This is a genomic window from Kaustia mangrovi (assembly GCF_015482775.1).
In the GTDB taxonomy this organism is placed as follows: Bacteria; Pseudomonadota; Alphaproteobacteria; order Rhizobiales; family Im1; genus Kaustia; species Kaustia mangrovi.
Map to the genome: position 1 here is coordinate 874,416 of NZ_CP058214.1, position 26,216 is coordinate 900,631.

A 26,216-nucleotide genomic window follows, 5' to 3' on the forward strand; every position below is an offset into this window, starting at 1 on the left:
ACAAGGCGCCAAACCCTCTCCTCACCCCTGCTTCAGCGGCAGGGCCACGAAGCGCTGGCCGTCGCTGGTGCGCACCAGGACGAGAACCGACTTGCGGTCGCCCTCGCCGGCCTTCTCGAGCGCGGCGTTCAGCTCCTCCGGCGTCTTCACCGCGGCACCGGCCACCTCGACGATCTGGTCGCCCGGGCGGATGCCCTTGCCGGCGGCCGGACCGTCCGGGTCGAGGCCGACAATGCTCACGCCCTCGCCGTCTTCCGACGGCGCGACGCGCAGGCCGAGATCGGCGAGGCTCGTCTCGTCGGAGCCTTCCATGGCGCGGGCAGCCTGCTGCTTGGCGCCGGGCATCGTGCCGATGGTCACGTCGAGCGTCTGGCGGTCGCCGTCGCGCAGCACCTCCACCTTGGCCGTCTCGCCGGGTTCGATTGCCGCGATCTGGCGGGCAAGGTCGCGCGGATCCTTCACGCCGTTGCCGTTGACCGACAGCACGGTGTCGCCCGTCTTCAGGCCGGCCTTGGCGGCGGGCGAGTCCTCGGTCACCTCCAGGACGATGGCGCCCTCGGGCTTGGCGAGATCGAGGCTTTCGGCAATATCGCCCGTCACCGGCTGGATCTGGACGCCGAGCCAGCCGCGGGTCACGCCGCCATTGGCGATCAGGTCGCCGACCACGTCGTTCGCCATGCTCGCGGGGATGGCGAAGCCGATGCCCACGCTGCCGCCAGACGGCGAGTAGATGGCCGTGTTCACACCGACGACCTCGCCCTTGAGATTGAAGGCCGGACCGCCGGAATTGCCGCGGTTGATCGGCGCGTCGATCTGCAGGAAGTCGTCATAGGGGCCGGCGCCGATCTCGCGGCCGCGCGCCGACACGATGCCGGTCGTGACCGTGCCGCCGAGGCCGAAGGGATTGCCGACGGCGATCACCCAGTCGCCCACGCGGGCCCCGTCCGTCGCGAAGGCGACATGCGGCAGGGCCTTGTCGGCCTCGACCTTCAGGACGGCCAGATCGGTCTTGGGATCGGTGCCCACCACCGTCGCGTCATATTCAGTGCCGTCCGACGTCGCCACCGTGACGGTCTCGGCATCCTGGACCACATGGTTGTTGGTCACGATGTAGCCGTCCTCGGAGATGACGAAGCCGGAACCGAGGCCCGTGCGATGCGGCGCGTGGCGGCCCTGCGGGCCGTCGCCACCCGGCATGCCGGGAAACTGCTTGAAGAACTTCCAGAACGGGCTGTCCTTCGGGAAGGGCAGACCCTGGCCGTTGCCATTGCCGTCGAAGGACGACAACACCTTTGGCTTGCTCTCCACCTTGACGCTCACGACGGCCGGCATAACCGTCTCGACGATGTCGGCGAAGCCCGCCGCCGGCGCGCGGTTGAGCGTGATGGGCGCGCTGGTCTGGGGTTCCTTGGCAAAGGCGTCGTGAAGCGCCGGGCCCGTCAGCGCGCTCGCGCCCATCAGGGCGACGAGGCCGGCCGCCAGAAGGGCCTTGCGGCCGTTGCGCGGCAGTATCGTCTTGTGAGTCCGCATCGGTTGCTCCTGCTCGTGGTGCTCGGTAACTGTTTCGCAGAGCAATGTGCGGGCGGAGCCTTACACCGACCTTTCAGGAGCATTAAACTTTCGTAAGGTTTGGGCGGCCTGCCGCCGGCCCGATGCCCTAGTCGCCATCTCCGCCGGCAAGCGCCGTCACGATGGCGGAGCTCTTCTCCAGCGTCTTGTGCACCGGGCACTTGCCGGCGATCTCCAGGATCTTGTCGGCGTCGAGGCCCTCCGGCAGCGCGCCCTCTATGGAGATCGAGCGCTCGAAACGGTCGATGCGCCCTTCGCGCCCCTCCCCGCAGTCGCGGCAGTCCTCAGCGTGCACCTTAGCATGGCTCACCTCCACCGCGATGCGGCCGAGCGCATAGCCCTTGCGGTCGGCATACATGCGCAGCGTCATGGACGTGCAGGCGCCGAGCGCGATGGAGAGGAAATCGTAGGGCGAAGGCCCGCTGTCGAGCCCGCCATGGTCCTGCGGCTCGTCGGCGAGCAGGCTGTGGCGCCCGGATGTCACCTTCTGCTGGTAGGTGCCCTCGCCCGTCTCCGACACCCGAACCGCATCGGGCGGCCCGTCGGGCTCGGCGGCCTGGCCGTCGAGCGAGACATAGCGCTCCGCCCAGGCGCTCAGCACGTCGGCGACATAGACCGCATCCGTCCTGCGGGTCAGAAGGTGGTCGGCATCGTCGAGCGAGACGAAGCTCTTGGGGTGCTTGGCGGCCTCGAAGATCTCCGCGGCGTTCTCGATGCCCACGACCTCGTCGCGCGGGGCATGGAACACGATGAGCGGCCGCTTGAGCGCCGAGATGCGCTGGCGCACATCCTGGGCGCGGACATTGTCGAGGAAGGATTTGCGGATCGTGAAGGACCGTCCTGCGAGCTCGACCTGCGCCTCGCCGGTCCGCTCGATCTCCTCCACCGACACGCCGAAATTCCGGATCACATGGTCGGCATGGGCCGGGGCGGCGATGGTGGCCACCGCGCGGGCCTCCGGGATGTCGCCGGCCGCCGCCAGCACCGCAGCGCCGCCAAGGCTGTGCCCGATCAGGAGGCGCGGCGCCTCGTAGTCCCGGCGCAGGAAGTCCGCCGCCTCGAGGAGATCCTGGACATTGGACGAGAAATCCGTGCTGGCGAAGTCGCCGTCGCTGCTGCCGAGCCCCGTGAAGTCGAACCTGAGCACGGCGACGCCGCGCTCGGCGAGCATGCGCGACACACGCGAGGCCGCCGGCGTGTCCTTGGAGCAGGAGAAGCAGTGTGCGAACAGGGCGTAGGCACGGATCTCGCCTGCCGGCAGCTCGAGCCGCGCGGCGAGCCTGGCGCCCTGGCTCCCCTCGAATTCCACCTTTTCCGATAAGCGCGTCACGTCTGTCCATCCCCCTTGTCCGGGTCGCCGATCAGGTCCTTCAGCCGGGCCTCCTCCGCGGGCGCGAGTGGCGCGTCGGGCCTGTTAGCCCCGTTACGCGCGCCGCGCCGGCGAAGGATCACGATACCGCCGATCGCGAGCACGGCGAAGGGGGTCAGCCACAGGAGCCATGTATGCGGCGCGAAGCGGGGCCTGAGCAGGACGAACTCGCCGTAGCGCGCGACCACGAAGTCGATGACCTCGCCATCCGTGTCGCCCTCCTGAAGGCGCTCGCGGATCAGGACGCGCAGGTCCCTCGCAAGGGGGGCGTCGGAATCGTCGATGGACTGGTTCTGGCAGACCAGGCAGCGCAGCTCCGTCGACAGCTCGCGGGCCCGCGCCTCCAGCGCGGGATCGTCCAGCACCTCGTCGGGCTGATAGGCCGTTGCGGGGCCGGAAAGGCCCGCAAGAAGGGCGAGAACGACGAGAAGACGAGCCACCATGCCGCGTCAGGCCCCCGCGCCCTCGGCCTCGGCCGCCGCCGCGCGCGCCCGGCGCGGCGCGCCGACGCGGTAGCGCCGGTCGGTCAGCGAAATCGCCCCGCCGGCGAACATGATCGCCGCGCCGATCCAGATGAACGGCACGAGCGGGTGGAAATAGATCCGCACCACACGGCCTGCGTCGCCCTCACGGTCGCCCATGGCGAGATAGAGGTCGCCCGACCAGAACGGATAGATGCCGACCTCCGAGGTCGGCTGGCGGCTCGGCAGATAGACCCGCTTGGACGGTGTCAGGACGGTCACCTCCCGATTGTCGGCGACCACACGGAAACGACCCACATCGTCGCGGTAATTGGCGCCTGTCATCGGCGTTTCCGACACGAAGGTGATGGTCGTCCCGGCGAAGTCGACGCTCCCGCCGGGTGTCATGACCGTGACGAGTTCCTCGCGCCAGGCGGTGGTCGCCACGATTCCCAGCACCGCGAAGCCCATACCCATATGGGCGAGCGTCATGCCGATGGCCGCGCGCGGCAGGCCGAAGAGACGGCGCAGCGCGGTTCGCACGCCTTTCCCGAACAGCCCGGTCCGCAGGGCGAGTTCGTCGAGCGCGCCCGCGATCAGCCACAGGCCGAGCGCCATGCCAAAGGGTGCGAGGACCGGGCCGTCCCGCACGATGGCGAAGGCGACCACGCCGGCCGCCAGCGCGACCAGCCCCGCGCCCCAGAGCCGCTGCACCGCCGGCCAGGCGCGCGCGCGCTTCCACGACAGCATGGGCCCGATGGGCACGAGCAGGAGCAGCGGCAGGATGAGCGGCCCGAAGGTGAGATTGAAATAGGGCGCGCCGACAGAGATCTTGTCGCCGGTGACGACCTCCAGCGCCAGTGGATAGAGCGTGCCCACGAACACGGTCGCCGCGCAGGCGGCAAGCAGGAGGTTGTTCACCACCAGCGCCCCCTCCCGGCTCACCGGCTGGAAGAGCCCGCCGCCCTTCAGCATGGGCGCACGCCAGGCGAACAGCGTCAGCGCGCCGCCGATGAACACGCACAATATGGCGAGGATGAAGACACCGCGCTCGGGATCGACGGCGAAGGCGTGGACCGAGGTCAGGACGCCGGAGCGCACGAGGAACGTGCCGAGCAGGCTGAGCGAGAAGGCGAGGATGGCGAGCAGCACCGTCCATACCTTCAGCGCATTGCGCTTCTCCACCACGATGGCGGAATGCAGGAGGGCGGTGGCGACGAGCCACGGCATGAAGGAGGCGTTCTCCACCGGGTCCCAGAACCAGAACCCGCCCCAGCCGAGCTCGTAATAGGCCCACCAGGAGCCCATGGCGATGCCGAGTGTCAGGCACATCCAGGCGGCGACCGTCCACGGCCTCACCCAGCGCGCCCAGGCGGCATCCACCCGGCCCTCGATGAGCGCGGCGACCGCGAAGGAGAAGGCGACCGACAGGCCGACATAGCCGGCATAGAGGAAGGGCGGATGGAAGGCGAGCGCGGGGTCCTGGAGGATCGGGTTGAGGCCCTGCCCGTCCACCGGCACCGGATCGAGCCGGACGAAGGGATTGCTGGTCAGCAGGATGAACAGCAGGAAGGCCGAGCCGATCATCGCCTGCACGCTCAGGGTCCGCGCCTTGAGGCCCGGCGGCAGGTTGCCCCCGAAGACCGCCACGCAGGCCCCGAACAGCGCCAGGATGAACACCCACAGGAGCATGGAGCCCTCGTGATTGCCCCAGACGCCGGTCACCTTGTAGAGGAGCGGCTTGGCGGAGTGGGAGTTCGCCCAGACATTCTCCACCGAGAAATCGGAGGTTACGTAGGCATAGGTCAGCGCGGCAAAGGCCAGCGCGATCAGGCCGAGCTGCGTGAGGGCGGCCGGCACCGCGACCGCGGTGAGGCGCTCGTCGCCCCGCTGCGCGCCCACCAGCGGCACAATCGCCTGGTAGAGCGCGACGGCGAAGGCCAGAAGCAGGGCGAAATGGCCGGTCTCGACAATCATTGCGCCCCCTCGCCCGCATGCTGCCACACGCCCTTCTCCTTCAGGGCGTCGGCCACCTCGCGGGGCATGTAGTTCTCGTCGTGCTTGGCGAGCACCGTGTCGGCGGTGAACACGCCGCCGTCGAGCGCGCCCTCGGCCACCACGCCCTGGCCCTCGCGGAACAGGTCGGGAAGGATGCCGCTATAGACGACCGTCAGGGTCTTGTCGGTATCGGTGACGGCGAAGCGCACCCTCTCGCCGCCAAGCCGTTCCAGGCTGCCGGCCTCCACCAGCCCGCCGAGGCGGAAGCGCTGGCCCGGCGCGATCTCCTTCTCGGCGACCTCGCTCGGCGTGTAGAAGAACACGATGGTATCGCTGAGCGCATAGAGCACGAGCCCCACGGCAACACCGAGCAGGGCGACGCCCGCCCCGATGACCGTTCCACGTTTCTGCTTGCGCGACAATGCCATGCGCCCAGTCTCCGACTCTATTTCTCAGGATCCGCCGCACGCACGGGCGGTTCCGCCCGTGCGGCCATCCCGGCGACACGGCCATCCCGCCACATATGTGCCATGTCCTCGGTCATGACGGAACAAGCCTAGCTCCCAAGGCCCAGCTCGGCACGCATGGACTCGATGCGCGCGCTGGCCGTTTCGTCGCCGGCGAAACGCTCCGCGGCCCGGTCGAGCGCGTCTGCCGCCGCCTCCCGGTCGCCGAGCACCGAACGGGCCCGCGCAAGGCGCAGCCAGCCCTCCAGATCGTCGCCGTTCTCCTCAAGCCGCCGGGCCAGCCGGTCGACCATGCCCTCGATCATCGCCTGGCGCGCCTCCGGGTCGGCCTCCATGATGGCCTTCGCCGCCTCGCCATCCGGCTGCGGCATGCGGGCCCCCCGGTCTGAAGCGACGCGATGCGCTGCTCGACGACGCCGCGCCACGGCGCCTCGGCCGGCGCGTCCGCCAGGAGCGCCCGCCACAGGGTCAGGGCCTCGTCCTCGCGGCCGTCCTGCATGGCCGCAAGCCCCATGTAATATCGCGCGCGTGCCTGTCCGGGCTCGATCGCGAGTGCGCCGGAGAACGCCTGGCGCGCCTCCGCCGTGACGAGCCCGTCATTGGCCTCCACCAACGCTGTCCCGTAGTCGCTCAGCGCGCCCGCATCCGGCGGCGAGAGCGCAACGATCCGGCCATAGGCGTTCGCCGCGTCGTCGAGTCGGCCGAGCCGCCTGTAGGCCGGCGCGAGCACCCGCCAGCCGCGCACATCCTCCGGGTTGGAGGCGAGATGCCGTTCCACCTTGTAGACCAGCGCGCCGAAATCCTGCCGCTCGAGCGCCGTCGCCATGCGCGCGGCATGGGGCACGTCGGGCATGCCCGGCCGGCCGAGCCACAGATAGCCGCCGAGCGCCACGGCGGGAACGGCGACCATCGCGGCGGCGACGGCGGCCTTGTAGGCGACGGCTGCACCGCCGGAGCGTGGCTTGCCGCCGCGCGCGGCGGCGTCGGCGGCCAGCATGCGCCGGGCGATCTCGTTGCGCGCGGCCTCCGCCTCGCTGTCGCCGATGGTGCCCTCCTCGCGCTCGCGCGCGATCTCGGCGAGCTGGTCGCGATAGACGGCCATGTCGTAGTCGGGCCGTGCCGCGGCGTCCCGCGCGCTGCCGGCACGGCCGAGCGGACGCAGGAGCGCGATAAGGGCGATGCCCGTCAGGAGGGCGAAGGTGATCCAGAGCAACATGGCGCCATCATTTTCGCGGGCGAGAATAAAATCAATTCAAGAGAGCGTGCGGGCAAGCGGCCCGGTGTCGCACTTCGTCGGCCAGACGTCGCAAAACCGCACGCCACGCAAAAGCCGAATGATAAGGTCGAGCCGTCGTCAACGGTCGCCCGGCGGTCATGCGCCTGGAGCTTGGATACGGTGCCATGAAGCGCTACTCGATTTTCTCGCTGGCGCGCAACGCCTTCAACTATCACAAGGACTGGCAGCGCGCCTGGCGCAGCCCGGAGCCGAAGTCGGAATACGACGTCGTGATCATCGGCGCCGGCGGCCACGGGCTCGCCACCGCCTATTACCTGGCCAAGGAACACGGCGTCACCAATGTCGCGGTGCTCGAGAAGGGCTGGCTCGGCGGCGGCAATACCGGCCGCAACACCACGATCATCCGCTCCAACTACCTCCAGGACGAGTCCATGGCGATCTACGAGCTCGCCCGCTCGCTCTACGAGGATTTGGCGCAGGACGTCAACTTCAACGTGATGTTCTCGCCGCGCGGCCTCTTGATGCTGTGCCAGACCGAGCACGAGCTTCGCGCCATGAAGCGCACCGACCATGCCAACCGGCTGGCCGGCATCGAGGCGCGCATGATCTCCCCGGCGGAGGTGAAGACGCTCGTCCCCATCGTCAATGACGCGCCCGACTGCCGCTATCCGATCCTCGGCGCCTATTACCAGCCGCGCGGCGGCACCGGCCGCCACGACGCGGTCGCCTGGGGCTATGCCCGCGCGGCGGATGCGCGCGGCGTCGACATCGTCCAGAACTGCGAGGTCTTCAAGATCCTGCGCGAGGGCGACCGCGTCCAGGGCGTGGAGACGAGCCGCGGCACGATCAGGGCGAAGAAGGTCGCCGTCGTCACCTCCGGCAACACCTCCGTCATCATGGAGACGGCGGGCCTGCGCATGCCGATGGAGAGCGTGTGCCTGCAGGCGATGGTTTCCGAGCCGATCAAGCCATGCATGGACGTGGTCGTCATGGCCAACACGGTCCACGGCTATATGAGCCAGTCCGACAAGGGCGAGCTGGTGATCGGCGGCGGCGCGGACCCCTACAACAACTATTCCCAGCGCGGCAGCTTCCCGGCGCTCGAGCACACGGTGACGGCGCTGGTGGAGACCTTCCCGATCATCTCCAGGCTGCGCATGCTGCGCATGTGGGGCGGGGTCGTGGACATGACGGGCGACCGCTCGCCGATCATCTCCAAGACGGATGTGGGCGGGCTCTACGTCAATGCCGGCTGGGGCACGGGCGGCTTCAAGTCGATCCCGGGTTCGGGCTTCGTCTTCGCCGACACGGTGGCCAATGACCGCCCGCACCCGATCGCGGAGCCCTTCGGGCTCAACCGGTTCATGGAGGGCCGGCTGATCGACGAGAGCGTCGCCGCGGCGGTGGCGCACTAGAGCAACCCTGCGCCGACCGGGCGCGGATGTGTTGCTCAGACACTTGGAACAACCGACATTTCTGCGATCAGGCGTGTCCCCCTGATCGCAGGTCGATCCAGAACTGGACTTTGCGGAACAGGTACGAGCGATGCTGCTGATCAGGTGTCCGGTCTGCGGGGCCGAGGGCGACGAGACCGATTTCCACTATGGCGGCGAGGGCCATCTCAGGCGCCCGGCGACGCACGATCCCGAGGCCGTCACGGACGAGGCGCAGCGGGACTATCTCTATGCCCGCCGCAATCCGAAGGGGCTTCATTTCGAGCGCTGGCGCTGCGACCGCGGCTGCGGCAAGTGGTTCCACGCCGCGCGCGATACCGTCACGCTGCAGTTCAGGGCCTGTTACGGCATCACCGAACTGCCGCCGGCCGAGCTGATCGAGGAGGCCCGGACCGGCCCGTGGGCCGGCGCCTTCCCCGATCCCGCGCCCAGGAAGACCGGGACCGCCAAGACAAGGAAGGCCGGATCCTCCGGGAAGTCGAGCAAATCGGGCAAGTCGAACAGCTCGGCCAAGTCGGATGGCGCGAAGACCGCCGCCAGGACACCGCGCCGGAGGGCAACGTCATGACAGCCAAGCCTTACAGGGTTCCCGCCAATGCCGGCGACGGCACGACCGGGCGACTGCTCGACCGCACGAACCGGCTGAGCTTCACCTTCGACGGCCGCCGCCATACGGGCTTTGCCGGCGACACGCTCGCCTCCGCCCTGATGGCCAATGGCGTCCGCCTCATGGGGCGCAGCTTCAAGTATCATCGCCCCCGCGGCCTCGTCGGCGCGGGCTCGGAAGAGCCGAATGCACTGGTCGGCGTCGGCGAGGGCGCGCGCCACGAACCCAATCTGCGCGCGACCCAGGTGGAGCTCTATGACGGCCTCGCCGCCGTCTCGCAGAACCGCTGGCCGAGCCTCGACCTCGATGTCGGCCAGATGAACGGGCTGGCCTCGCGGCTGTTCCCGGCCGGGTTTTATTACAAGACCTTCATGTGGCCGAAGGCCTTCTGGGAGAAGGTCTACGAGCCCGTCATCCGCAATGCCGCCGGCCTCGGCAAGGCGCCGGAGGGCCGCGACCCCCATCTCTACGAGCAGCTCCACGTCTCCTGCGACGTGCTCGTGATCGGCGCGGGCGTTGCGGGGCTTGCCGCCGCGGAGGCCGCCGCCGCGCGCGGCGCCCGCGTCATCCTGGCCGACGAGAACGCCCGCTTCGGCGGTTCCGCCGACATTGCCGGCGGCACCATAGCCGGCGCAAGCCAGCTCGACTGGGTGCGCGAGCGCACGGCGGCACTCGCCGCGGCGGACAATGTGCACCTCCTGCCACGCACCACCGTCGCCGGTCACTATCACCACAATCACGTCATGATGCTGGAGCGCGTGGCCGATCACGACCCGTCCCTGCTCGCGGACGGCACGCCGCGCCACCGTCTCTGGAAGGTCAGGGCGCGCCAGATCGTGCTCGCCGCCGGTGCCATAGAGAGGCCGATCCCGTTCGCCAACAACGACCGGCCCGGCGTGCTGCTCGCCTCCGCGGCCCGCGCCATGCTCGCCCGCTACGGCGTGGCCCCCGGCCAGCGCGGCGTGATCTTCGCCAACAATGACGACGCCTACCGCACCGCGCTGGCGCTCACCCGGGCCGGCGTGACGGTCGCCCGCATCGTCGATGCGCGCGAGGTCGTGGACGGCCCGCTCGCCGACGAGGCCCGCACCATGGGCCTTGCGGTCATGCCGGCATCCGCCGTGTCCAATGTGGAAACGGGGCTCGGCGGCCGGTCGATCACAGGCGCCAGGATCGCGCCCTATCACGCCGGCGCCGGCCACACCCTCAAGGAGGAGACCGTCGCCTGCGACTTCGTCTGCGTGTCGGGCGGCTACAATCCGGCGGTCCATGTCTGGTGCCACAATGGCGGAAAACTGCGCTTCGACGAGGCGATCCACAGCTTCCGCCCCGACCGGACGCAGGATGCCCTGCGCGCCGTCGGCGCCTGTAACGGCACCTTCGCGCTGGCGGACATTCTGGAGGACGGTTATGGCGCCGGCGACATGGCCGCGCGCGACGCGCTGGGGGCGACCGCTCCCGCGGCCCGCGCGGTCAGGGCGCCCGATGCCGAGCAGGAGCCACAGGGATCGCTCGAGCCCGTCTGGTTCGTGCCGGCCACCGGCAAATACAATGAGGGCAACAAGCACTTCATCGACTACCAGAACGACGTGACCGCGGCGGATCTGGAGCTCGCGCTTCGCGAAGGCTACGAGTCGGTGGAGCATGTGAAGCGCTACACGACCCTCGGCATGGCGACCGACCAGGGCAAGACCTCGAACATCACGGGTCTCGGCGTCATGTCGGGCGCGACGCGGCGCGCCATTCCCGATATCGGCACGACGACCTTCCGCCCGCCCTACACGCCGATCTCCTTCGGCTCCATCGCGGGCAGCCATGCCGGCAGCCTCTTCCTGCCCGTCAGGCGCACCGCCGCCTATGACTGGCATGTCGGGCACGGGGCCGATTTCGAGCCGGTCGGCCAGTGGCGCCGCCCCTATTGCTATCCGCAGGACGGCGAGAGCCGGCACGACGCCGTCAATCGCGAGATCCTCGCGGTGCGCAACCGGGTCGGCCTGCTCGACGCCTCGACGCTCGGCAAGATCGAGGTGAAGGGTCCGGACGCGGCGGCGTTCCTCGACCGCCTCTACACCAACACCTATTCGACGCTGAAGGTCGGCCGCTGCCGCTACGGCCTAATGATGAACGAGAAGGGCTTCCTGTTCGACGACGGGGTGACGGCACGGCTCGCCGACGACCACTATCTCGTCCACACAACCTCCGGCAATGCCGAGCACATCGCGGCCTGGATGGAGGAATGGCTGCAGACGGAGTGGACGGACTACAAGGTGTTCGTGACGCCGGTCACCGAGCAGTGGGCGCAGTTCGCCATCGCCGGGCCGAAGGCGCGCGAGGTTCTGGAGGCGCTCGGCACCGATATCGACGTCTCCCGGGACGCCCTGCCCTTCATGGGCTTCGCCACGGGCCATGTCGCGGGCTATCCGGTGCGGCTCTACCGCATCAGCTTCTCCGGCGAGCTCTCCTTCGAGATCGCGACGCCGGCCCATTTCGGCCGCGGCCTGTGGGACGAGATCCTCGCCGCCGGCAGCCCCCATGGCATGGAGGTCTATGGCACCGAGGCGCTCCACGTGCTACGCGCGGAGAAGGGCTTCATCGCCATCGGCGACGAGACGGACGGCACGGTCACGCCGCTCGATCTGGGCCTGAGCTGGGCCGTCTCCAAGAAGAAGGCGGACTATCTCGGCAAGCGCTCCCTGCAGCTCTCCCACCTCGCCGCGGAGGGGCGCAAGCAGCTTGTGGGCCTTCTCACCGACGATCCGAAGGAGGTGCTGCCCGACGGCGCCTATGCGGTGGAGAAGGTCCTGCCAAAGCCCCCCATGAGCATGATCGGCCAGGTGAGCTCGACCTATTGGAGCCCGACGCTGGAGCGGTCCATCGCGCTGGCGCTCATCCGCGACGGCCGCAATCGCATGGGCGAAACGGTCAGCTTCCCGCTTGAGGACAGGGTCGTGACCGCGCAGATCGTGGAGCCGGTTTTCTTCGACAAGGAAGGAGAGCGCCAGAATGTCTGACATCGTCTTCACAAGCGCGCTCGGCGGGCGCAGCATCCAGGCCGGTCAGGACGGCATCGCCTTGTCCATGAGCGAGATCGCCGGGCGCGGCATGATCGACCTGCGCGGCCTCGCCTCCGACAAGGCTTTTCTCAAGGCCGCGAAATCCGTGCTCGGCACGGATCTGCCGCTCGAGCCGCGCAGCTCCGCCGGCAACGGCGACATCGCGGTGCTGTGGATGTCCGTCGACCAGTGGCTGGTGACCCTGCCGCGCGCGCGCACCGCGGAGCTCCTGTCTGCGCTGGGCGAGGCCGTCTCTGGCCTGTTCGCCGCGGTCACCGACATGAGCGACGCCCGGACGATCATCCGGCTGGAGGGAGACGGCGCACGCCAGACCCTCATGAAGGCGAGTTCGGTCGACCTGACGGTGGCGGGCACCGATGCGGGCTTCGTGCGCCGCATCCTCTTCGCCGAGATCGCCGCGCTCGTCCATATCGTCTCGACCGGACCGGACGTCGTCGACCTCTATGTGTTCCGCTCCTATGGCGATTTCGCCTGGGAATGGCTCACGCGCACGGCGACGCAGGCCAGTGCCGTCCCGCTCTTCGCCCCGCAGGCCGCCCCCGCCGTCTGACGGGTCGGACCGGACCGCAAAAAAAGGCGCGAAGGCCGGATGGTGCCTTCGCGCCAGATGGCTCACTCCAGAGGGGAAAGCGCCGTTTCAGCGCTTCACGGTGTCGAGCCAGGAAAACAGCTTGTCGAACCCGCCGAACGGATAGAAATGCGCCTGCCGGATGTCGAGCTCCGGCTGCTCGCGCGACGCCCGGGCGAGCGCACTCACCAGATCGTCCGGCGTGGACACGGTCAGAAGCTTCGTCACGTTCATCGCCTGCTTGCGGATGACCCGGGCCGACGCCCCCACCCCGCACATGGCGGCGAACTTGACCAGCGTCTTGACCGTGGCCGGCCCCGGAATGCCCACATGGACAGGCAGCGTGATGCCCTGCGAGCGCAGGGTGCGCGCCCAGTTCACCACCGGGCCCGGCTCGAACAGGAACTGGGTTGCCAGATAGGCCTCCAGCCCCGCCTCGCGGGCATAGGCCTGCTTCTCGCGGAGCGCGGCCATGAGCGCACCCTCGCCATGGACCTTCGTGATGTCGGGGTTGCCTTCGGGGTGGCCGGCAAATCCGATCCGCGTGATGCCGTATTCCTCGAACAGGCCGGTGCGCAGGAGCTCGATCGCGCTCGAAAACTCGCCGAACGGCTCGGGCAGCCCGCCGCCGAGCGTAAGGGCCTGGGTCACGCCCGCCTCGCCCGTCAGCCTCGCGAGCCGTTCGCCGAGGTCGGCCGCATTCCTGATCTGGCGCGCCGGCATATGCGGCACGGGCGCCAGCCCATGGGCGGCGAGCGCCTTGGCGGCGACGACCTGCTGGGGCGCTTCCGCGGGATCGATGAGGGCGACATAGACCTTCGTTCCCGGCGCGAGACGGGCCGCGATCTCGGCCACGCGATCGCTCTGCCGGGGCGTGATCTCGAGCGAATACTCCGCCAGGAACGCCTGGACGGGCTCGCCGCCGCGATCGTGCGCAACCTGCTGGACATCCACAGAAGCTAGTGCGTTGACCGTCATCGACTGCCGCTCCATGACACGGGGCTCGGGGTCCGATCTCTGACGGTCACACTGCGCGCCATGAGCCGGCCTGACTCGCCCGGAAACGACTTTCATGACGCAAATTGCGACGGCGCGAATAATCTTCCGGGATACACACGCTCTGGCCATCCGCCCCGGCCGAAGACCGTCGACGGCAAGGTTCGCTCGAGACGGCCGGCAGGAAATATGCCGGCCATACTTTGACCATGGTTGCGCAATTGAAAGGTGCCCGGCATTCTATCAGTTAAACTTTAGAGTCGCTGCGGACAGCGTGCTTGTTACAGGCGGAAATGCCCATGTTCGGTGATCGGCCTCGCGAATTACCGCAAAGATTTGCATTCGTTCTTGTCCCCGACTTCTCAATGATGCCGGTGACCGCAGCGATCGAACCCTTGCGTATCGCCAATAGAACTGCAGAACAGGACCTGTATTCCTGGAAGGTGTATTCGGTCGACGGCACGGCCGTGACCGCATCGAACGGAATCGTGATGGGTGTCGACGGCGATATCGGCGATATCGGCGAGCACGATACGATCATCGTCTGTGGCGGTCTGAATATTCACAAGCACGCCGACAAGAAGCTGGTCGGCTGGCTGCGCAAGGAAGCCCGCCGCGGCATGGATATCGGGTCGGTCTGCACGGCAAGCCACATCCTGGCGGAGGCCGGCATTCTCGACGGCTATCGCTGCACGATCCACTGGGAGAACCTGCCGGGCTTCTCCGAGGCCTTCCCCGACCTCAACGTCACGGGCAGCCTGTTCGAGATCGACCGCGACCGGTTCACGAGCGCGGGCGGCACCTCCTCGGTCGACATGATGCTGGCGCTCATCGGCGCCCAGCACGGCCAGCAGCTCGCCTCCGAGGTCGCCGAAGGCATATTGCACGCGCCCATACGCCATCAAAGCGAGTATCAGCGCATGTCCCTGCCCGCGCGGATCGGCGCGCGGCATCCCAAGCTCATCAGCATCATCGAGCAGATGGAGAAGAACCTCGAGGAACCGCTGAGCCCCAGCCTGCTCGCCCGTCAGGCCGGCTTGTCCACGCGCCAGCTCGAGCGCCTGTTCCGGCGCTATCTCGACCGCTCGCCCAAGCGCTACTATCTGGAGCTGCGCCTGCGCAAGGCCCGCTCGCTGCTGCTCCAGACGGACATGACCGTCATCAATGTGGCGCTGGCCTGCGGCTTCTCCTCGCCCTCGCACTTCTCGAAATGCTACCGCGCCTTCTTCGGCCGCACGCCCTATCGCGAGCGCGGCACGCCGCGCCTGGAATCGCACGATCACGACATCGCCGCACACTGATTGTGGTGAAGCCCCCTCCCCTGAATCGAAGAGCGGGCCCCGAAGGACCCGCTCCCGATAAAGTGCACGCCCGCGACCGGGGGCAATAAGGCAGACGGCACCTTATCGATTCTTGTTCTTGCTCTCCCAACCGTCCGGTTGCGCCCCTCTTCGTTGGATGGAGGCTTGCAACCTTACTCGCCTTATCGGCGCGTCAAGCTGGAAACTACTCTTTTGAATATGATGAATTGAAACGCAAATCAACGTCTTTTTTTCTTCATTCCGCCACAATCCGCGCCCCGCCGTCGGGCCCGAACAAGATGATGACTCCGAGTTCATGCGCATTTTCGGTATATGGCTGTCTAGCCAAGAAAGCTTTCGACCATTGCAAAGCATTCATCCCACAGCAGGAAGTCGTAAGGTTACCTGAAGACCGCCCAACGGCGACCTGTCCAAGACGATACCACCTTCATACATGCCAGCCGTTTCGGACACGATGGACAGGCCGAGCCCGGACCCGGGCTTGGTCTCGTCGAGGCGGTGTCCGCGCTTGAGCGCCTCGTGGCGGCGCCCGGAGGGAAGCCCCGGCCCGTCATCGCCCACGACCAGCGTCAGCCATGCCCGCCGGCCGGCCTTGTCGCCACTCTCGCTTACGCGCACCTCGACCCGGCGCTCGGCCCATTTGAAGGCGTTGTCGAGCAGGTTGCCGACCATCTCCTCCAGATCCTGCTGCTCGCCACGGAACCTCGTCCCGTCGGCACAGTCGATCTCCACCGCGATGTCGCGCTCGGCATTGATCCGCTGCAGGGTCCGCGCTATCGCCTCCACGACGGGCTTCACATCGGTCGCCGCGCCGAGCGTCTGGGCGCGCGCGGCGCGCCTCGCCCGATCGAGATAGAGATTGACCTGATCGCGCATGACCTGCATCTGCGCCAGCACCGTCCCGGCCAGGGGGCCGGGCGTTGCGGCGGCCTCGTTGGCGAGCACGCTAAGCGGGGTCTTGAGCGCATGTGCCAGATTGCCGACCTGCGTGCGCGCGCGCTCCACCACCTCCGTGTTCGACTGGATGAGCGCGTCGATCTCGCGGGCGACCGTGTCGATCTCCACGGGATAATGGCCGTCGATGCGGTCCGCGCGCCCGTCCCTGATGGCGCTGATCCGTCGCTGGAGATGGCGGATCGGCCACAGACCGAACTGGACCTGCACGAAGATGGCCGCCACGAGGCCGAGGCCGAGAACGACAAGCACCGTGACCAGCGTCTGGGTGAAGGCATGAACCTCCGCCTTCAGCTCGTCGTAGTTGCCGGCCACGGTGAAGCTGAAAACCTTCCGGGACCCGAACAGCTCGTATTTCTGCTCGAGGGCGCGCAGCCGGTGGCCGTCCTCGTCGCGCAGGAAGAAGTGCGACACGCCGTGCACATCGGGTCCCGACAGCACGTCGTCAGGAAGCGTCAGCCGCTGTTCCAGAAGGGAGTCGGAAGTCAAAAGCTGGCGCTCGCCCTCGCCGGTGGAGGAGACCTGCCAGTACCAGCCGGACAGCGGCAGGCTGAAGCGGCTGTCCGCAAGCGTCTCGGTGAGTTTCAGCCGACCATCCCGGTCGAGCTCCACCGTGGCGAGCAGCCCGTCGAGAACGGCCCTGAGCCGGGCGTCGAAATTGCGCTCCAGCGCCGTCTGGAACAGGGTGGACAGCAGGATGCCCGCAGCGACCAGTATGACGATGCTGACGACGGCCGCCGAGGCGATCAGGCGAAAGGCAAGGGAGTTAAGACGCATCGTCCGGTTCAGCCAGGCAATAGCCCAGGCCGCGTATCGTCCGGATCATGTCGGATCCGATCTTCTTGCGCAGACGGCCGACAAAGACCTCTATCGTATTGGAGTCGCGGTCAAAATCCTGATCGTAAAGATGCTCGACGAGCTCCGTGCGCGACACGACCCGCCCCTGATGGTGCATCAGATAGGCGAGCAGGCGATATTCGAGCGAGGTCAGCTTGACGGCACTGCCGTCCACCGTCACCCGGGCGCTCCGCGTATCGAGCGCGACCTCGCCGCATTGCAGCTCGCTGGAGGCATGCCCCGCGCTGCGCCTCAGCAGGGCACGAACGCGCGCGAGCACCTCTTCCATGTGAAAGGGCTTGGCGACATAGTCGTCGGCGCCGGCATCGAAGCCTGCCACCTTGTCGCTCCAGCGGTCGCGGGCGGTCAGGATGAGCACCGGCATCTTGCGCCCGTTGCGGCGCCAGCTCTCCAGCACGCTCACCCCGTCCATCACCGGCAGGCCGAGATCGAGGATCACCACGTCATAGGGCTCGGTATCGCCGAGGAAGTGTCCCTCCTCGCCGTCCCCGGCCGTGTCGACCGCATATCCCGCATCCGTCAGGGCCGTCGCGAGCTGCCTGTTCAGATCCGGATCGTCCTCGACAACGAGCAAACGCACGCCACACCCTCTCTCAAGACCGGAGCCTTCACTGGCCGATCACACGCCCCGTCCGGGCATCGACGACCACGAGCCTAACCTGCCCCCCGCTTCTGATCTTGACAAGATATACGGGGCCGCCGCGATCCGAAACGGCTATGTCGAGCACCGTGCCGTTCACGACCTTGCGGGCGGCACGCGCCGCGACCGAGGGTTTGACCAGACCGCCCTGTTCCTGACTGCCGCCATACTGGACGCGCAGCAAGGGCAACACGCCGCCATCGCCACGCACGCCAAAGGCTGCGGCCGGGCCAAGGCAGCCAAGAACCAGGCCCGCCGCGAGCAACACTCTCCCGCACCGTACAGACATCGCGCATTCCTCGTTCGCGGGTCGAGACCCTATCGGCGCGAAGCTGAACGGCCCATGAATATGACGGCCCATGAATACAATCGGGACAGGGGCGAATATGGCTGCCGGCGCGTCACCGGTTGACCCGGACATCGTCCTCATAGACCGATCCCCGCCTGCCGAAGCCGCTTGCCGGCGGCGCCGAGGCGGTTCGCAGCGTGGCGACCTTCTCCAGAGAGCGCCCGCCAATATAGCCGCCAATCCCCCATTTGAGCATCTCCCAGATGCCGTCCGGGATCTCGTCCCACAAGGGCTGGAAGGCGAGCGGTTCCGGCAGCATCAGGTTGACCGCCGGCAGGAGCACGCCGAAGAAGACGAGCAGGAACATGCCGAGGAACATGAGGCAGGGCCGCCAGTTGCGCGTGAGCCAGCTGTCGGCGGAGAGCTCCGCCACGACCACACTGGCCGCGACCCTGGCGATCTGGCCCTCCGCGTCCGCCAGGGCCTTCTCGATCTCCGCGCGCGCCTGGGCCTCGCCGATCCGGCGCTCCTGGACCGCCTTGACGACCGTCACGATACGGTCGAGCAGAGGGCCCGTCAGCAACCCCGCAATGGCCGAGATCATGAGCCCGCCCCTCTCGAGGATCCCCCCTTGCCCCGCCGGCGCCCGAGGAGCCGGAGAAGAGCCGGACAAGCCAGCCCAGAAGGCCGCCCGAACCGCCTCCTTCCCCCGCTCCGTCTGGCGTCATGAACAGCTCGCCCTCGGCCATGCGCCGGCGCACGAGGCCTCTCAGGACGCGCCCGCCCGCCTTGTTCCACAAGGCGAGACGCCCCGGCACATCGTCGAGCCGGCCCTCATTGACCGCCCGCAACACCGACGACCGGGCGAAATTCGCACTGCCCACATTGAAGGCGAAGGAGACCAGGGCGGAGAACTGGTTCGCCGTGAGCCCGGTTTCGATCAGGGGGGATATCTCGGCGATGAACACCTCGAGATCGGCCTTCAGGATCGCCTCGCCCTCCTCCGGCGTGATCGTCATGCCCGGCGTGACCGGCGGCGGTGCGGCCCGGCCCGTATGGCCGTAGCCGATGGTCCACACGCCGGCCGCGTCGCGATAGGCCTCCCGCCGGAAGCCTTCGAAGCGCTTGATGAGCGCAATACCCTCGTCACTCAGCGTCATTCCATCGCTCCTTCAGTGCGGCCATCCGGCGACGGGCAACACCTTGGCGGCAAGCGCGCCCATGGCGCCGGCCGCCGAGACCAGCGCCACGAGAACCTTCCAGCCGCTGCGCGTGGAGACCACCGCGTCGCGAATGGTGCGCAGGTCGTGCTGAATGCCGCCGACCTCCCGTTCCAGCCGTTCCACCTTCGTATTGAGCTCGCCAAGCTCGCGCTCGATCGAGGTTGCCGCCATTGCATATCCTTTCAGATTGGCCGCGCATGGGGACAGATCAGCCGTAAGCCTGCCCCAGCGTGTCGAGAAAGACAGTCGCGCCGTCGAAGCTCACCCGGAACCGGTCCATCGCCCAGGCCGTGGGCGTGACGGCTGGCGCGACACCGCCGGCGACGCGCCAGCCCGCCGGCCAGGCCACGGAGCGCCCGCCCGTGCCGTCCTGCTTGACGAGCAGAACGATGTCGCCGCCATCGGCCGGCCAGTCCGTAACGGAGAGCGCCGTCACGTCCTGGTCGAGCGTCACCTCCACATGCTGGCCGGCCCGGTAGTCGATGGCGAGCGCCCCCGACGAGATGGAGGCCCACTGGCGCGACAGGCTGTGGGCGCCGGAGAATCCGTTGGGCAGATCCACCGCACCCGAATTGCGGTCGATCCGCAGGGCGTCGTGCCAGGCCGCACCGTCGCCGCTAACCTTGAGCGTGACGTCGTCGGAACCCACGAGGCCGAATTCCGCACGCCCGCCCCAGCCGGACTGGAACAGCATGGAGAGGACATTGCCCGCCGCCTCCTTGTTCAGCGTGTAGCGCAGGTCGCCCGTGCCGCCCTCGCCCGACGAAAGCGCCGCGAAGAGCGCCTTGTTGATCTTCGCCGACAGGGGATTGCCGGCGTCCGCGGCGGTGCCCACACCGAGGCGGGCAAGGTTGTTCACCCCCGCAAGCGCCGAGAACAGGTTGGCCCAGGCGCTCCCCGTCCATATCAGCAGGGTCGCCTCGTCCTCGACCCAGGCGAGCCAGCCGCGCCTTGGCGCATGGAACACCCAGGCATCGGCCTGATAGATCGCGACCGCGTCCTCCTGGCCCGCCCAGTCGTCCGTGGCGCCGTCCGCGACGATATAGCGGTCGCCCTCCACCGCCCCCAGAGGCGGGCTTCCAAGGTGGCGGTCGGCCACGGTGAGGTGGATGAGCGCGTCGAGCACGTCGAGCGCCTCGTTGTGGGTCACGTGCTTTTGCGCCTGGGCGGCCTCCAGATAGGGCAGCCGGAGATGTGCGCTGTCAGCCATCGATCGTCGTCCTCCGTCCGGTGCCGCGCCCGTAGGTCGCCGAGATCTGGTAGACCACAACGTCGAACGAGGCGGGTATGGTGGTGAAATCGGCCATCTGGTCGCCGGCCGTATAGACGGCGTCGGGCGTCGCGGTCGCGATGGTCCGCACGACCGCGTCCGCCCCGTCGAGAATGTCGACCTCATAGGCCTCCGCATCCTCGCCGAGCGGCACGTCGAGCTGGTCCCAGGAATCGCCGCCGCGCCGCGTCCGCCTGATCCAGCTCAGGGAGACATGGCCCGCCACGGGATCGCGCATCCAGCGGACATGGACCGGACTCAGGGGCTTCAGTCCTGTTCCCGCGAAGGCATGGACGTCCTGCGCGAAGGCCTCGTCGCCGATATCGCGATTGGCCGGACCGTAGCGATAGGTGAAGGCGAGCCCCACCTCGTCGAGCGCCATGGCGGCCTGCATCACGGCACCGTTGAGGAGAACGAACCGCGTGCCCGCCGGATGCTCCGCAGCCATCGCCGCCTCGCTGCCGGACTGGCCGCGCAGCAGGCCGGAGAGCCGGTAGGTGTTCGGGCCCACGAGCTCCGCGCCGCGGAACTGGAAGACCTCCCAGCCGCCACCAACGCCGCGCAGGGCCGCCACATTCGCCCCGCCGAAGAGCTGGAGCGGGTCGACCGACGACAGCGCACCCGAAAACAGCTTCACGCGGACCGCCCCGCCACGGTGCCACCGCCCGGTCGGCCCTGGGGCGAGCGCGTCGAGCGTCTCGCCCATGGTCGCCGGCGCGTCGAGCGTGCGATTGTGTTCGAACCCGCTGCCGCTCGCCGAGCGCGCGATCGCGAGCCCGCCGGGCCACGGCTTGGCAAACCCCGCGAAGTACCCCGCATGCGGCGTCTCCTCCCCGGTCATCAGAGGCAGGTCGAGGAACTCCAGGACCGGCTTGCCGTAGACCGGCGGCATTTGCGGCCTTGCGGCGCGATGCGGCCCCGCCACGGCCTCGTAGACACCGGGATCGAGGCTCACCGCCTCCACGCGCCTCGCCATCCCGTCGGCGACCGACTCGATGCGTAGCAGACGCTCGCGCCCGCCAAGCCCGAGCGCGACGGTGTCGCCGGGCTCCAGGGCCATGTGACCGCGCGGCAGAGCGAAGCGGGCCCGCTCGCGCCCCGCCCAGACATCCTGGAGCCAGACCTCCGCACGGGCCTGGGCAAGCGACTGGGAGATCACCGCCGGCAGGTCCGCGCTCGACTGCCGGATACTGTGGCCCACAAGGCGGCGCGTCTCCACGGCGGCCTTGCGATAGTCGACGAGGCTGTCGACATAGGACAGCCGCACCGATGCCGGCAGTTCGCTCTCCTGCGCGCGGGTCACCCGGACGAGCGGTTGGTCGGCGGCCTCCTCCACCAGATCGCCCTCGCCAAGCGCGATCACGGGCCCCGCCCCCCTGTGGCGGAAGCGGATCCGCCCGCCGCTTTCGACCGCATCGAAAGAGAAGGCGAGGCTCAGGGGCTCCAGCGCATTGCGGGCCGACATGGGCCGGTCGATCAGATAGCCGTCGATCACGCCCTCCAGCGCGCTCGTATCGTGGGCGACGCCGCCGCCGGAATCGATGATGGCGGAGACCAGCGCGCCGAGCGAGGCTGCCCCCATGCGCCCGTTCAGCCAATGACCCGCCTCGTAATTGGGCCCGTCCGCCCAGACATCCGCGCGGTAGGGAAAGGTCGGAAAGGGCCGCGCGTCCCAGGCCCAGATGAACATGCGCTCCGGCGGGACCATCTCCGCGCCATAGACGGCGGAGACGGGATTGCGCGCCGTCCCGGCCTCCCCGCTCCAGTATTCGTGGAAGGCCTGCAGGTAGCGCCGCTGCATGAAATCGTCGCGCGCGCCGGAGGAAAAATAGGGCAATGCGCTCTCCGACGAGCGCGCATCGTTGAAGCTGTTGGGCTGGTTCGCGCCCTTGTCGACCGCCGGGCAGCCGATCTCGGTGAACCAGATGGGTTTCGCCTCCGGCACCCAGGCGGTGGCCGATGCCGCTTCCACACCGCCGGGACGGTCGTAATGCGGGTTCGACCACCAGCTTACGAGGTCCTTGTTACGGAACACCCACGGCTTGCCATGGGCGCCGTCGGTGATCGGCGTGCGGATCTGGAGCTGCCGGTCGGCCCCGGAGGCGTAGTACCAGTCGAACCCCTCCCCGCCCGCGATATTGGCCTTGAGATAGTCGAGATCGTAGGGCGAGCGCACGCCCGCCTCGCGGTCGAGATGGGCCTGGCCGTCGCGCCAGTCGGCGAGCGGCATGTAATTGTCGATCCCGACGAAATCGACCGCATCGCTCATCCACAGCGGGTCCAGGTGGAAGAACGCGTCGCCCGAGCCGTCCTGCAGGTGATGGCCGAAATATTCCGACCAGTCCGCCGCGTAGGAGATCTTCGCATCGGGCAGAATCTCCGCGACGTCCCCGGCGAGTTCGGCAAGGCGGTCGACGGCGGGGTAATGGTCGGGCCCGTCGCGCAGCGTGGTCAGCCCGACCATCTCGCTGGCGATCAGGAAGGCATCCACCCCGCCCGCCAGCGCGCACAGATGCGCATAGTGCAGGATCATGCGGCGCAGCGACCATTCCGACGGCCCCAGATAGAAGACCCGGTTCGCGAAGCGGAAGAAATCGCCCGGCGCGGCATCGCCGAAAAACGCGTCGACATCCGCCGTCAGCGCCGCCGTCTTGTCCGGCGTGCCCATCTGGTCCGGCGCCGGATCGCAGGTAATGCGCCCGCGCCAGGGATAGGCCGGCTGGCCGGGGGCGCCGCCATGGGGGTCGGGGAGCGCGTTGTCGGGCGGCACATCCATCAGGATGAACGGATAGAAGACGACCTCCAGGCCACGCTCCTTCAGGTCCCGGATCGCGCGGATCACGGAGCGGTCGGACGGGGTGCCGGCAAAGGCCGCCTTGCCCTCCACCCGGCTCACCAGGCGGGCGCTCGACCGCGTGAGGTTGCCGACCCGCCAGCTTTCCGGCTTGGTCTCCTTGCCACGGCTCTCCACGCCCGGCTTGAGAGTGCACGACCCGCAGCGCAGATCGTCGCCGAACCATGCCACGACCAGGGAGGCCGCCCCCACATTGCGGCAGCTCGACTGGAGCTGATCCATGGAGACGGACCAGTCGGTGCGCTCCGCGGCGGTGTGGGTGTTCTCCGCTGCCGTCTCCCCCCAGCCGGCATCGCGGCGGATGGGCTTCGTGTCGTAGCCGAACTCCGTGGCGCCGGGAATGATGTTCACCGCCTTCACGAGGCCCTCCACATCGTCGGGCGCGTTGAACACCTCGAAGGCGAGCTGCGGCAGGCGGTTGCCGAAATTCGTCAGCGGCATGCGCTCGAAGACGATATAGGCGAGGCCGCGATAGGCCGGCGCGTTGCCCGCGCCCTCCTTGGCCTCGATCAGGCTGTCGGGCAGCTGCTCCTCGTCGCCGCGATAGAAGCGCCAGGTGAACTGGCCGATATCGATCTCCTTGCCGTCCGCCCAGACCCGGCCGATGCGGCTGACCGGCCCCTCGCTCAAGGCCACCGCGAAATTGCCGTAATATTTGTACTCCGTCACCCGCACGCCGGAGGTGGAGGTCGCCGTCGACTTGCCGCCGGCGCGCTCGGTGTGGGTGGTGATCTCCTCCTCGAAATTGGTCGCCCAGATCACCTGGCCGGAGACACGCACGCGCCCGAACAGGCGGGGTATGGGCACGCCCTCGCTGGAGGCCTGAACCTGGAGGTCGTCCAGCCTCGGCCCTTCCACGTGCCGCGTACGCCCGCCGAGCAGGGCCTGGTCGACGACGCTGCCGGCAAGACCGCCGACCGCGCGACCGATCATGCCGCCGAGCGGGCCGCCGACCATGGTGCCGAGCGCCTGGCCGGCGAATTGGAAGACCAGAGTGGCCATCAGTCCGTCACTCCCGGAAATTGAAAGGCAAAGGCGATGCGCCGCCGCCACCAGGGCCCGAGCGCCACTTCGCAGACCGCAACGCCGTCCTGGGCGTGGATCATGCGGCCGGGCGCGCTCACAATGGCGGCATGCTTGGCCGGCACATGGGCACGCCAGCGGAACAGCAGCACGTCGCCGGGGCGCATGGCAGAGACCGGCACGGCGAGGAGATGGCGCCCGCCAGCCTCCGCCAGCGCCTCGCGGCCGCCCGTCTCCGCCCAGTCGGGGCTATAGGGCGGCGGCGCCTCCGGCTCCGGCCCGCACAGCGCGCGATAGACCCCGCGCACGAGCCCCAGGCAGTCGCAGCCCACGCCCTTCAGGCTCGCCTGGTGGCGATAGGGCGTGCCGAGCCAGGAGCGCGCTTCCGAAACGATGGCCTCCCGCGTCGTCATCGGCATTACCCGCCCCACCGGCTGTTGCCGTCATTATCCGGATCGTCGCGCCGGGGATAGGAGATCGCGAAATCGTTGCCCGGCATCTGCGGGAAGCCGCGGAAATTGTAGCCATTGGCGAACTTGCCCCGGCAGGTGGAGAACTGCTTGTCGCAGCCCGCCGTGACGGCAAAGCCGTCGCCGGCCTCGACCGGGTCCGCCATCGCCTGCCACAGCCCGATCACCGTGCCGGACGCGGCCACCCGGTGGACCTTCACTTCCATGGCGCGCCCCTCATTGGCGCCGTGCGTCCACACGAGCCGGCCGCGCGCGAACCAACCGTCGGCGAAGGCCTCCAGCCCCGTCACGGCGAAGCGGTGGCTGTCCTCCACCCGGACGACCGTTCCGGTGCCCCTGTAGACCGGGCTTTCCGGATCGATCCCGCAGCGGGCGTCGCCGAGGTCTGCATCGCAGCCATGGCGATAGAGGCGGCCCGTGGTCTGGTCGAGCCTGTGGGCGAGCCCGCGCACCTCCGCGGAGAAGGCATGCGTGCTGCGCGTCACCTCGCCCAGATTGCCCCGGCGCATGAGCGCGCGCTCGGCCGGGGCCTGCCAGTTGACGAGCCACATCTCGATCAGCGCATTGTCGAAGACGCCGGCTGCCAGATCGGCCTCGTTCAGCCGGTCCGAACGCAGCATGGCGGACACGTCGAGATTGTCGACGCCGAGCCCGAGCGAACTCTCGCTCTCGGTGCCGTCGAACCCGGTCGCGGCCTCGAAGGTCACGCCGTCGAAAGCGATGTCCCGGTCATGGTCGGTGAAGCCCATGACGCGCCCGTCATGGGTCGTGAGCGTCCAGCACCAGCACAGCGTGGTTACGCCGCCCGCCAGATGCGCCTCGAGACCGGAAGGCAATGTCCTCACAGCCTGATCTCCACAATGGGAATGTCGGGAATGTCGCCGGCTGAGAACGCGGCGAGATTGATGGCGAGATGGTCGGTGTCGAACCGCACCGGCACGTCGAAGGCGAAGCCCGCCGTGACGACAGCGCCGTTCGCCGGCTCGCGTCCGGGCTGGAAGGTGACGGTGCCCGCCGCGGTGTCGACCGCGACGTCGCTCCCCTCCGCCTGCTCGGCGCCGTCGACGGCGACCCTCACCGACCCCGCCACGGGCTTGGCGATGGCGCGCAGCTCGCTCACCCCGCCCGAGGCGTAGCGCTTGACGAGCGCGAAGGTGGCCGTCGCCCCGTCGCCCACCCCCAGCGCCTGGTCGAGCGGGGCCGGCGTGGCCGAGGGCGGACAGGACTTCCAGTCCGCATGGTCCTTCCAGCGGAAGCCGTGCAGCCTGCCGCGCCGCGCCTCGAAGAAGGCGATCACCTCGTGGATCTCGTCGAGCGTGCGCACGCCGTAGCCGGCATTGTAGCGCCGTCGCGAGGCCGCCCAGCGGGTGTTGCGCTCCTCGTGGCCGGAGCCGAGCGCGACGATCTCGGTGCGCCGTTCCGGCCCGCCCGTCGCCCCGAGCGCGATGTTGACGGGAAACCGAACCTCATGAAATGCCATCGCTGTCTCCGACAGTTTGCACAACGGCCAAAC

General features: G+C 68.5%; 22 protein-coding genes and 2 pseudogenes. 5 read left to right on the forward strand and 19 right to left on the reverse strand.

Annotated features, from left to right (window positions below; all coding sequences use genetic code 11):
• Window positions 1-21: 21 nt before the first annotated feature.
• From HW532_RS04130 to ccmI, 7 genes are all read right to left on the reverse strand, one after another.
• A complete protein-coding gene (locus HW532_RS04130; protein WP_213163195.1) occupies window positions 22-1,530 on the reverse strand; it encodes a Do family serine endopeptidase in 1,509 nt (502 codons plus the stop codon).
• A gap of 127 nt (window positions 1,531-1,657) precedes the next feature.
• The gene (locus HW532_RS04135; protein ID WP_213163196.1) at window positions 1,658-2,899 is read right to left on the reverse strand and encodes a bifunctional alpha/beta hydrolase/OsmC family protein; all 1,242 of its coding nucleotides are present in this window, start codon (window positions 2,897-2,899) and stop codon (window positions 1,658-1,660) included.
• On the reverse strand, window positions 2,896-3,381 hold the full coding sequence (locus tag HW532_RS04140; protein ID WP_213163197.1) for a cytochrome c-type biogenesis protein: 486 nt from the start codon (window positions 3,379-3,381) through the stop codon (window positions 2,896-2,898). The genes HW532_RS04135 and HW532_RS04140 overlap by 4 nt, the downstream gene beginning before the upstream one ends.
• Window positions 3,382-3,387: 6 nt before the next feature.
• Complete coding sequence (locus tag HW532_RS04145) at window positions 3,388-5,376, reverse strand: heme lyase CcmF/NrfE family subunit (RefSeq protein ID WP_213163198.1); 1,989 nt, start codon at window positions 5,374-5,376, stop codon at window positions 3,388-3,390.
• Window positions 5,373-5,819 (reverse strand): cytochrome c maturation protein CcmE, encoded by a 447-nt coding sequence (gene ccmE, locus HW532_RS04150; protein WP_213164413.1) that lies wholly within the window; start codon window positions 5,817-5,819, stop codon window positions 5,373-5,375. The genes HW532_RS04145 and ccmE overlap by 4 nt, the downstream gene beginning before the upstream one ends.
• Before the next feature lie 134 nt (window positions 5,820-5,953).
• Complete coding sequence (locus HW532_RS04155) at window positions 5,954-6,235, reverse strand: hypothetical protein (RefSeq protein WP_213163199.1); 282 nt, start codon at window positions 6,233-6,235, stop codon at window positions 5,954-5,956.
• Window positions 6,166-7,080: a c-type cytochrome biogenesis protein CcmI gene (gene ccmI / locus HW532_RS04160; protein ID WP_213163200.1), complete on the reverse strand. Its 915-nt coding sequence runs from the start codon at window positions 7,078-7,080 to the stop codon at window positions 6,166-6,168. Before ccmI ends, HW532_RS04155 begins: the two co-directional genes overlap by 70 nt.
• A gap of 185 nt (window positions 7,081-7,265) precedes the next feature.
• Between ccmI and HW532_RS04165 the strand changes: the two genes are divergently transcribed.
• The 4 genes and pseudogenes from HW532_RS04165 (at window position 7,266) to HW532_RS04180 (ending at window position 12,786) form a co-directional block, all read left to right on the forward strand.
• On the forward strand, window positions 7,266-8,516 hold the full coding sequence (locus HW532_RS04165) for a sarcosine oxidase subunit beta family protein (protein WP_213163201.1): 1,251 nt from the start codon (window positions 7,266-7,268) through the stop codon (window positions 8,514-8,516).
• A 130-nt stretch (window positions 8,517-8,646) separates the two neighbouring features.
• A pseudogene (locus HW532_RS22505) lies at window positions 8,647-8,922 on the forward strand (sarcosine oxidase subunit delta); the annotation flags it as partial.
• A gap of 197 nt (window positions 8,923-9,119) precedes the next feature.
• Window positions 9,120-12,173, forward strand: coding sequence for a sarcosine oxidase subunit alpha family protein (locus tag HW532_RS04175; RefSeq protein WP_213163203.1), 3,054 nt, complete (start codon window positions 9,120-9,122; stop codon window positions 12,171-12,173).
• Window positions 12,166-12,786, forward strand: a complete 621-nt coding sequence (locus HW532_RS04180; protein WP_213163204.1) for a sarcosine oxidase subunit gamma — start codon at window positions 12,166-12,168, stop codon at window positions 12,784-12,786. Before HW532_RS04175 ends, HW532_RS04180 begins: the two co-directional genes overlap by 8 nt.
• An 87-nt stretch (window positions 12,787-12,873) precedes the next feature.
• On the opposite strand, the gene HW532_RS04185 is transcribed toward HW532_RS04180, so the two are convergent.
• Window positions 12,874-13,782: a methylenetetrahydrofolate reductase gene (locus HW532_RS04185; protein ID WP_213163205.1), complete on the reverse strand. Its 909-nt coding sequence runs from the start codon at window positions 13,780-13,782 to the stop codon at window positions 12,874-12,876.
• Window positions 13,783-14,099: 317 nt separating this feature from the next.
• Here HW532_RS04185 and HW532_RS04190 point away from each other — a divergent pair, with 317 nt between their 5' ends.
• Window positions 14,100-15,101, forward strand: a complete 1,002-nt coding sequence (locus tag HW532_RS04190) for a GlxA family transcriptional regulator (RefSeq protein WP_213163206.1) — start codon at window positions 14,100-14,102, stop codon at window positions 15,099-15,101.
• Between the two features lie 375 nt (window positions 15,102-15,476).
• Here HW532_RS04190 and HW532_RS04195 read toward each other — a convergent pair whose 3' ends face one another.
• The 11 genes and pseudogenes from HW532_RS04195 to HW532_RS04245 form a co-directional block, all read right to left on the reverse strand.
• Window positions 15,477-16,853 carry an ATP-binding protein gene (locus HW532_RS04195; protein ID WP_213163207.1) on the reverse strand — a complete coding sequence of 459 codons (1,377 nt, stop codon included), beginning with the start codon at window positions 16,851-16,853 and terminating at the stop codon, window positions 15,477-15,479.
• Window positions 16,843-17,514 carry a response regulator transcription factor gene (locus tag HW532_RS04200; protein WP_213163208.1) on the reverse strand — a complete coding sequence of 224 codons (672 nt, stop codon included), beginning with the start codon at window positions 17,512-17,514 and terminating at the stop codon, window positions 16,843-16,845. Before HW532_RS04200 ends, HW532_RS04195 begins: the two co-directional genes overlap by 11 nt.
• A gap of 28 nt (window positions 17,515-17,542) precedes the next feature.
• Window positions 17,543-17,839, reverse strand: coding sequence for a PepSY domain-containing protein (locus HW532_RS04205; RefSeq protein WP_213163209.1), 297 nt, complete (start codon window positions 17,837-17,839; stop codon window positions 17,543-17,545).
• A gap of 136 nt (window positions 17,840-17,975) precedes the next feature.
• Window positions 17,976-18,467, reverse strand: a complete 492-nt coding sequence (locus HW532_RS04210; RefSeq protein WP_213163210.1) for a 3TM-type holin — start codon at window positions 18,465-18,467, stop codon at window positions 17,976-17,978.
• Between the two features lie 196 nt (window positions 18,468-18,663).
• A pseudogene (locus tag HW532_RS22510) lies at window positions 18,664-19,023 on the reverse strand (lysozyme); the annotation flags it as partial.
• A 12-nt stretch (window positions 19,024-19,035) separates the two neighbouring features.
• Window positions 19,036-19,257: a hypothetical protein gene (locus HW532_RS04220; RefSeq protein ID WP_213163211.1), complete on the reverse strand. Its 222-nt coding sequence runs from the start codon at window positions 19,255-19,257 to the stop codon at window positions 19,036-19,038.
• A gap of 37 nt (window positions 19,258-19,294) precedes the next feature.
• Window positions 19,295-20,296, reverse strand: a complete 1,002-nt coding sequence (locus HW532_RS04225) for a DUF2793 domain-containing protein (RefSeq protein WP_213163212.1) — start codon at window positions 20,294-20,296, stop codon at window positions 19,295-19,297.
• Window positions 20,289-24,212 carry a baseplate multidomain protein megatron gene (locus HW532_RS04230; protein ID WP_213163213.1) on the reverse strand — a complete coding sequence of 1,308 codons (3,924 nt, stop codon included), beginning with the start codon at window positions 24,210-24,212 and terminating at the stop codon, window positions 20,289-20,291. Before HW532_RS04230 ends, HW532_RS04225 begins: the two co-directional genes overlap by 8 nt.
• Window positions 24,212-24,646: an NlpC/P60 family protein gene (locus HW532_RS04235; protein ID WP_213163214.1), complete on the reverse strand. Its 435-nt coding sequence runs from the start codon at window positions 24,644-24,646 to the stop codon at window positions 24,212-24,214. The genes HW532_RS04230 and HW532_RS04235 overlap by 1 nt, the downstream gene beginning before the upstream one ends.
• A 5-nt stretch (window positions 24,647-24,651) precedes the next feature.
• On the reverse strand, window positions 24,652-25,548 hold the full coding sequence (locus HW532_RS04240) for a DUF2163 domain-containing protein (protein ID WP_213163215.1): 897 nt from the start codon (window positions 25,546-25,548) through the stop codon (window positions 24,652-24,654).
• A complete protein-coding gene (locus tag HW532_RS04245) occupies window positions 25,545-26,183 on the reverse strand; it encodes a DUF2460 domain-containing protein (protein ID WP_213163216.1) in 639 nt (212 codons plus the stop codon). The genes HW532_RS04240 and HW532_RS04245 overlap by 4 nt, the downstream gene beginning before the upstream one ends.
• Window positions 26,184-26,216: the final 33 nt, after the last annotated feature.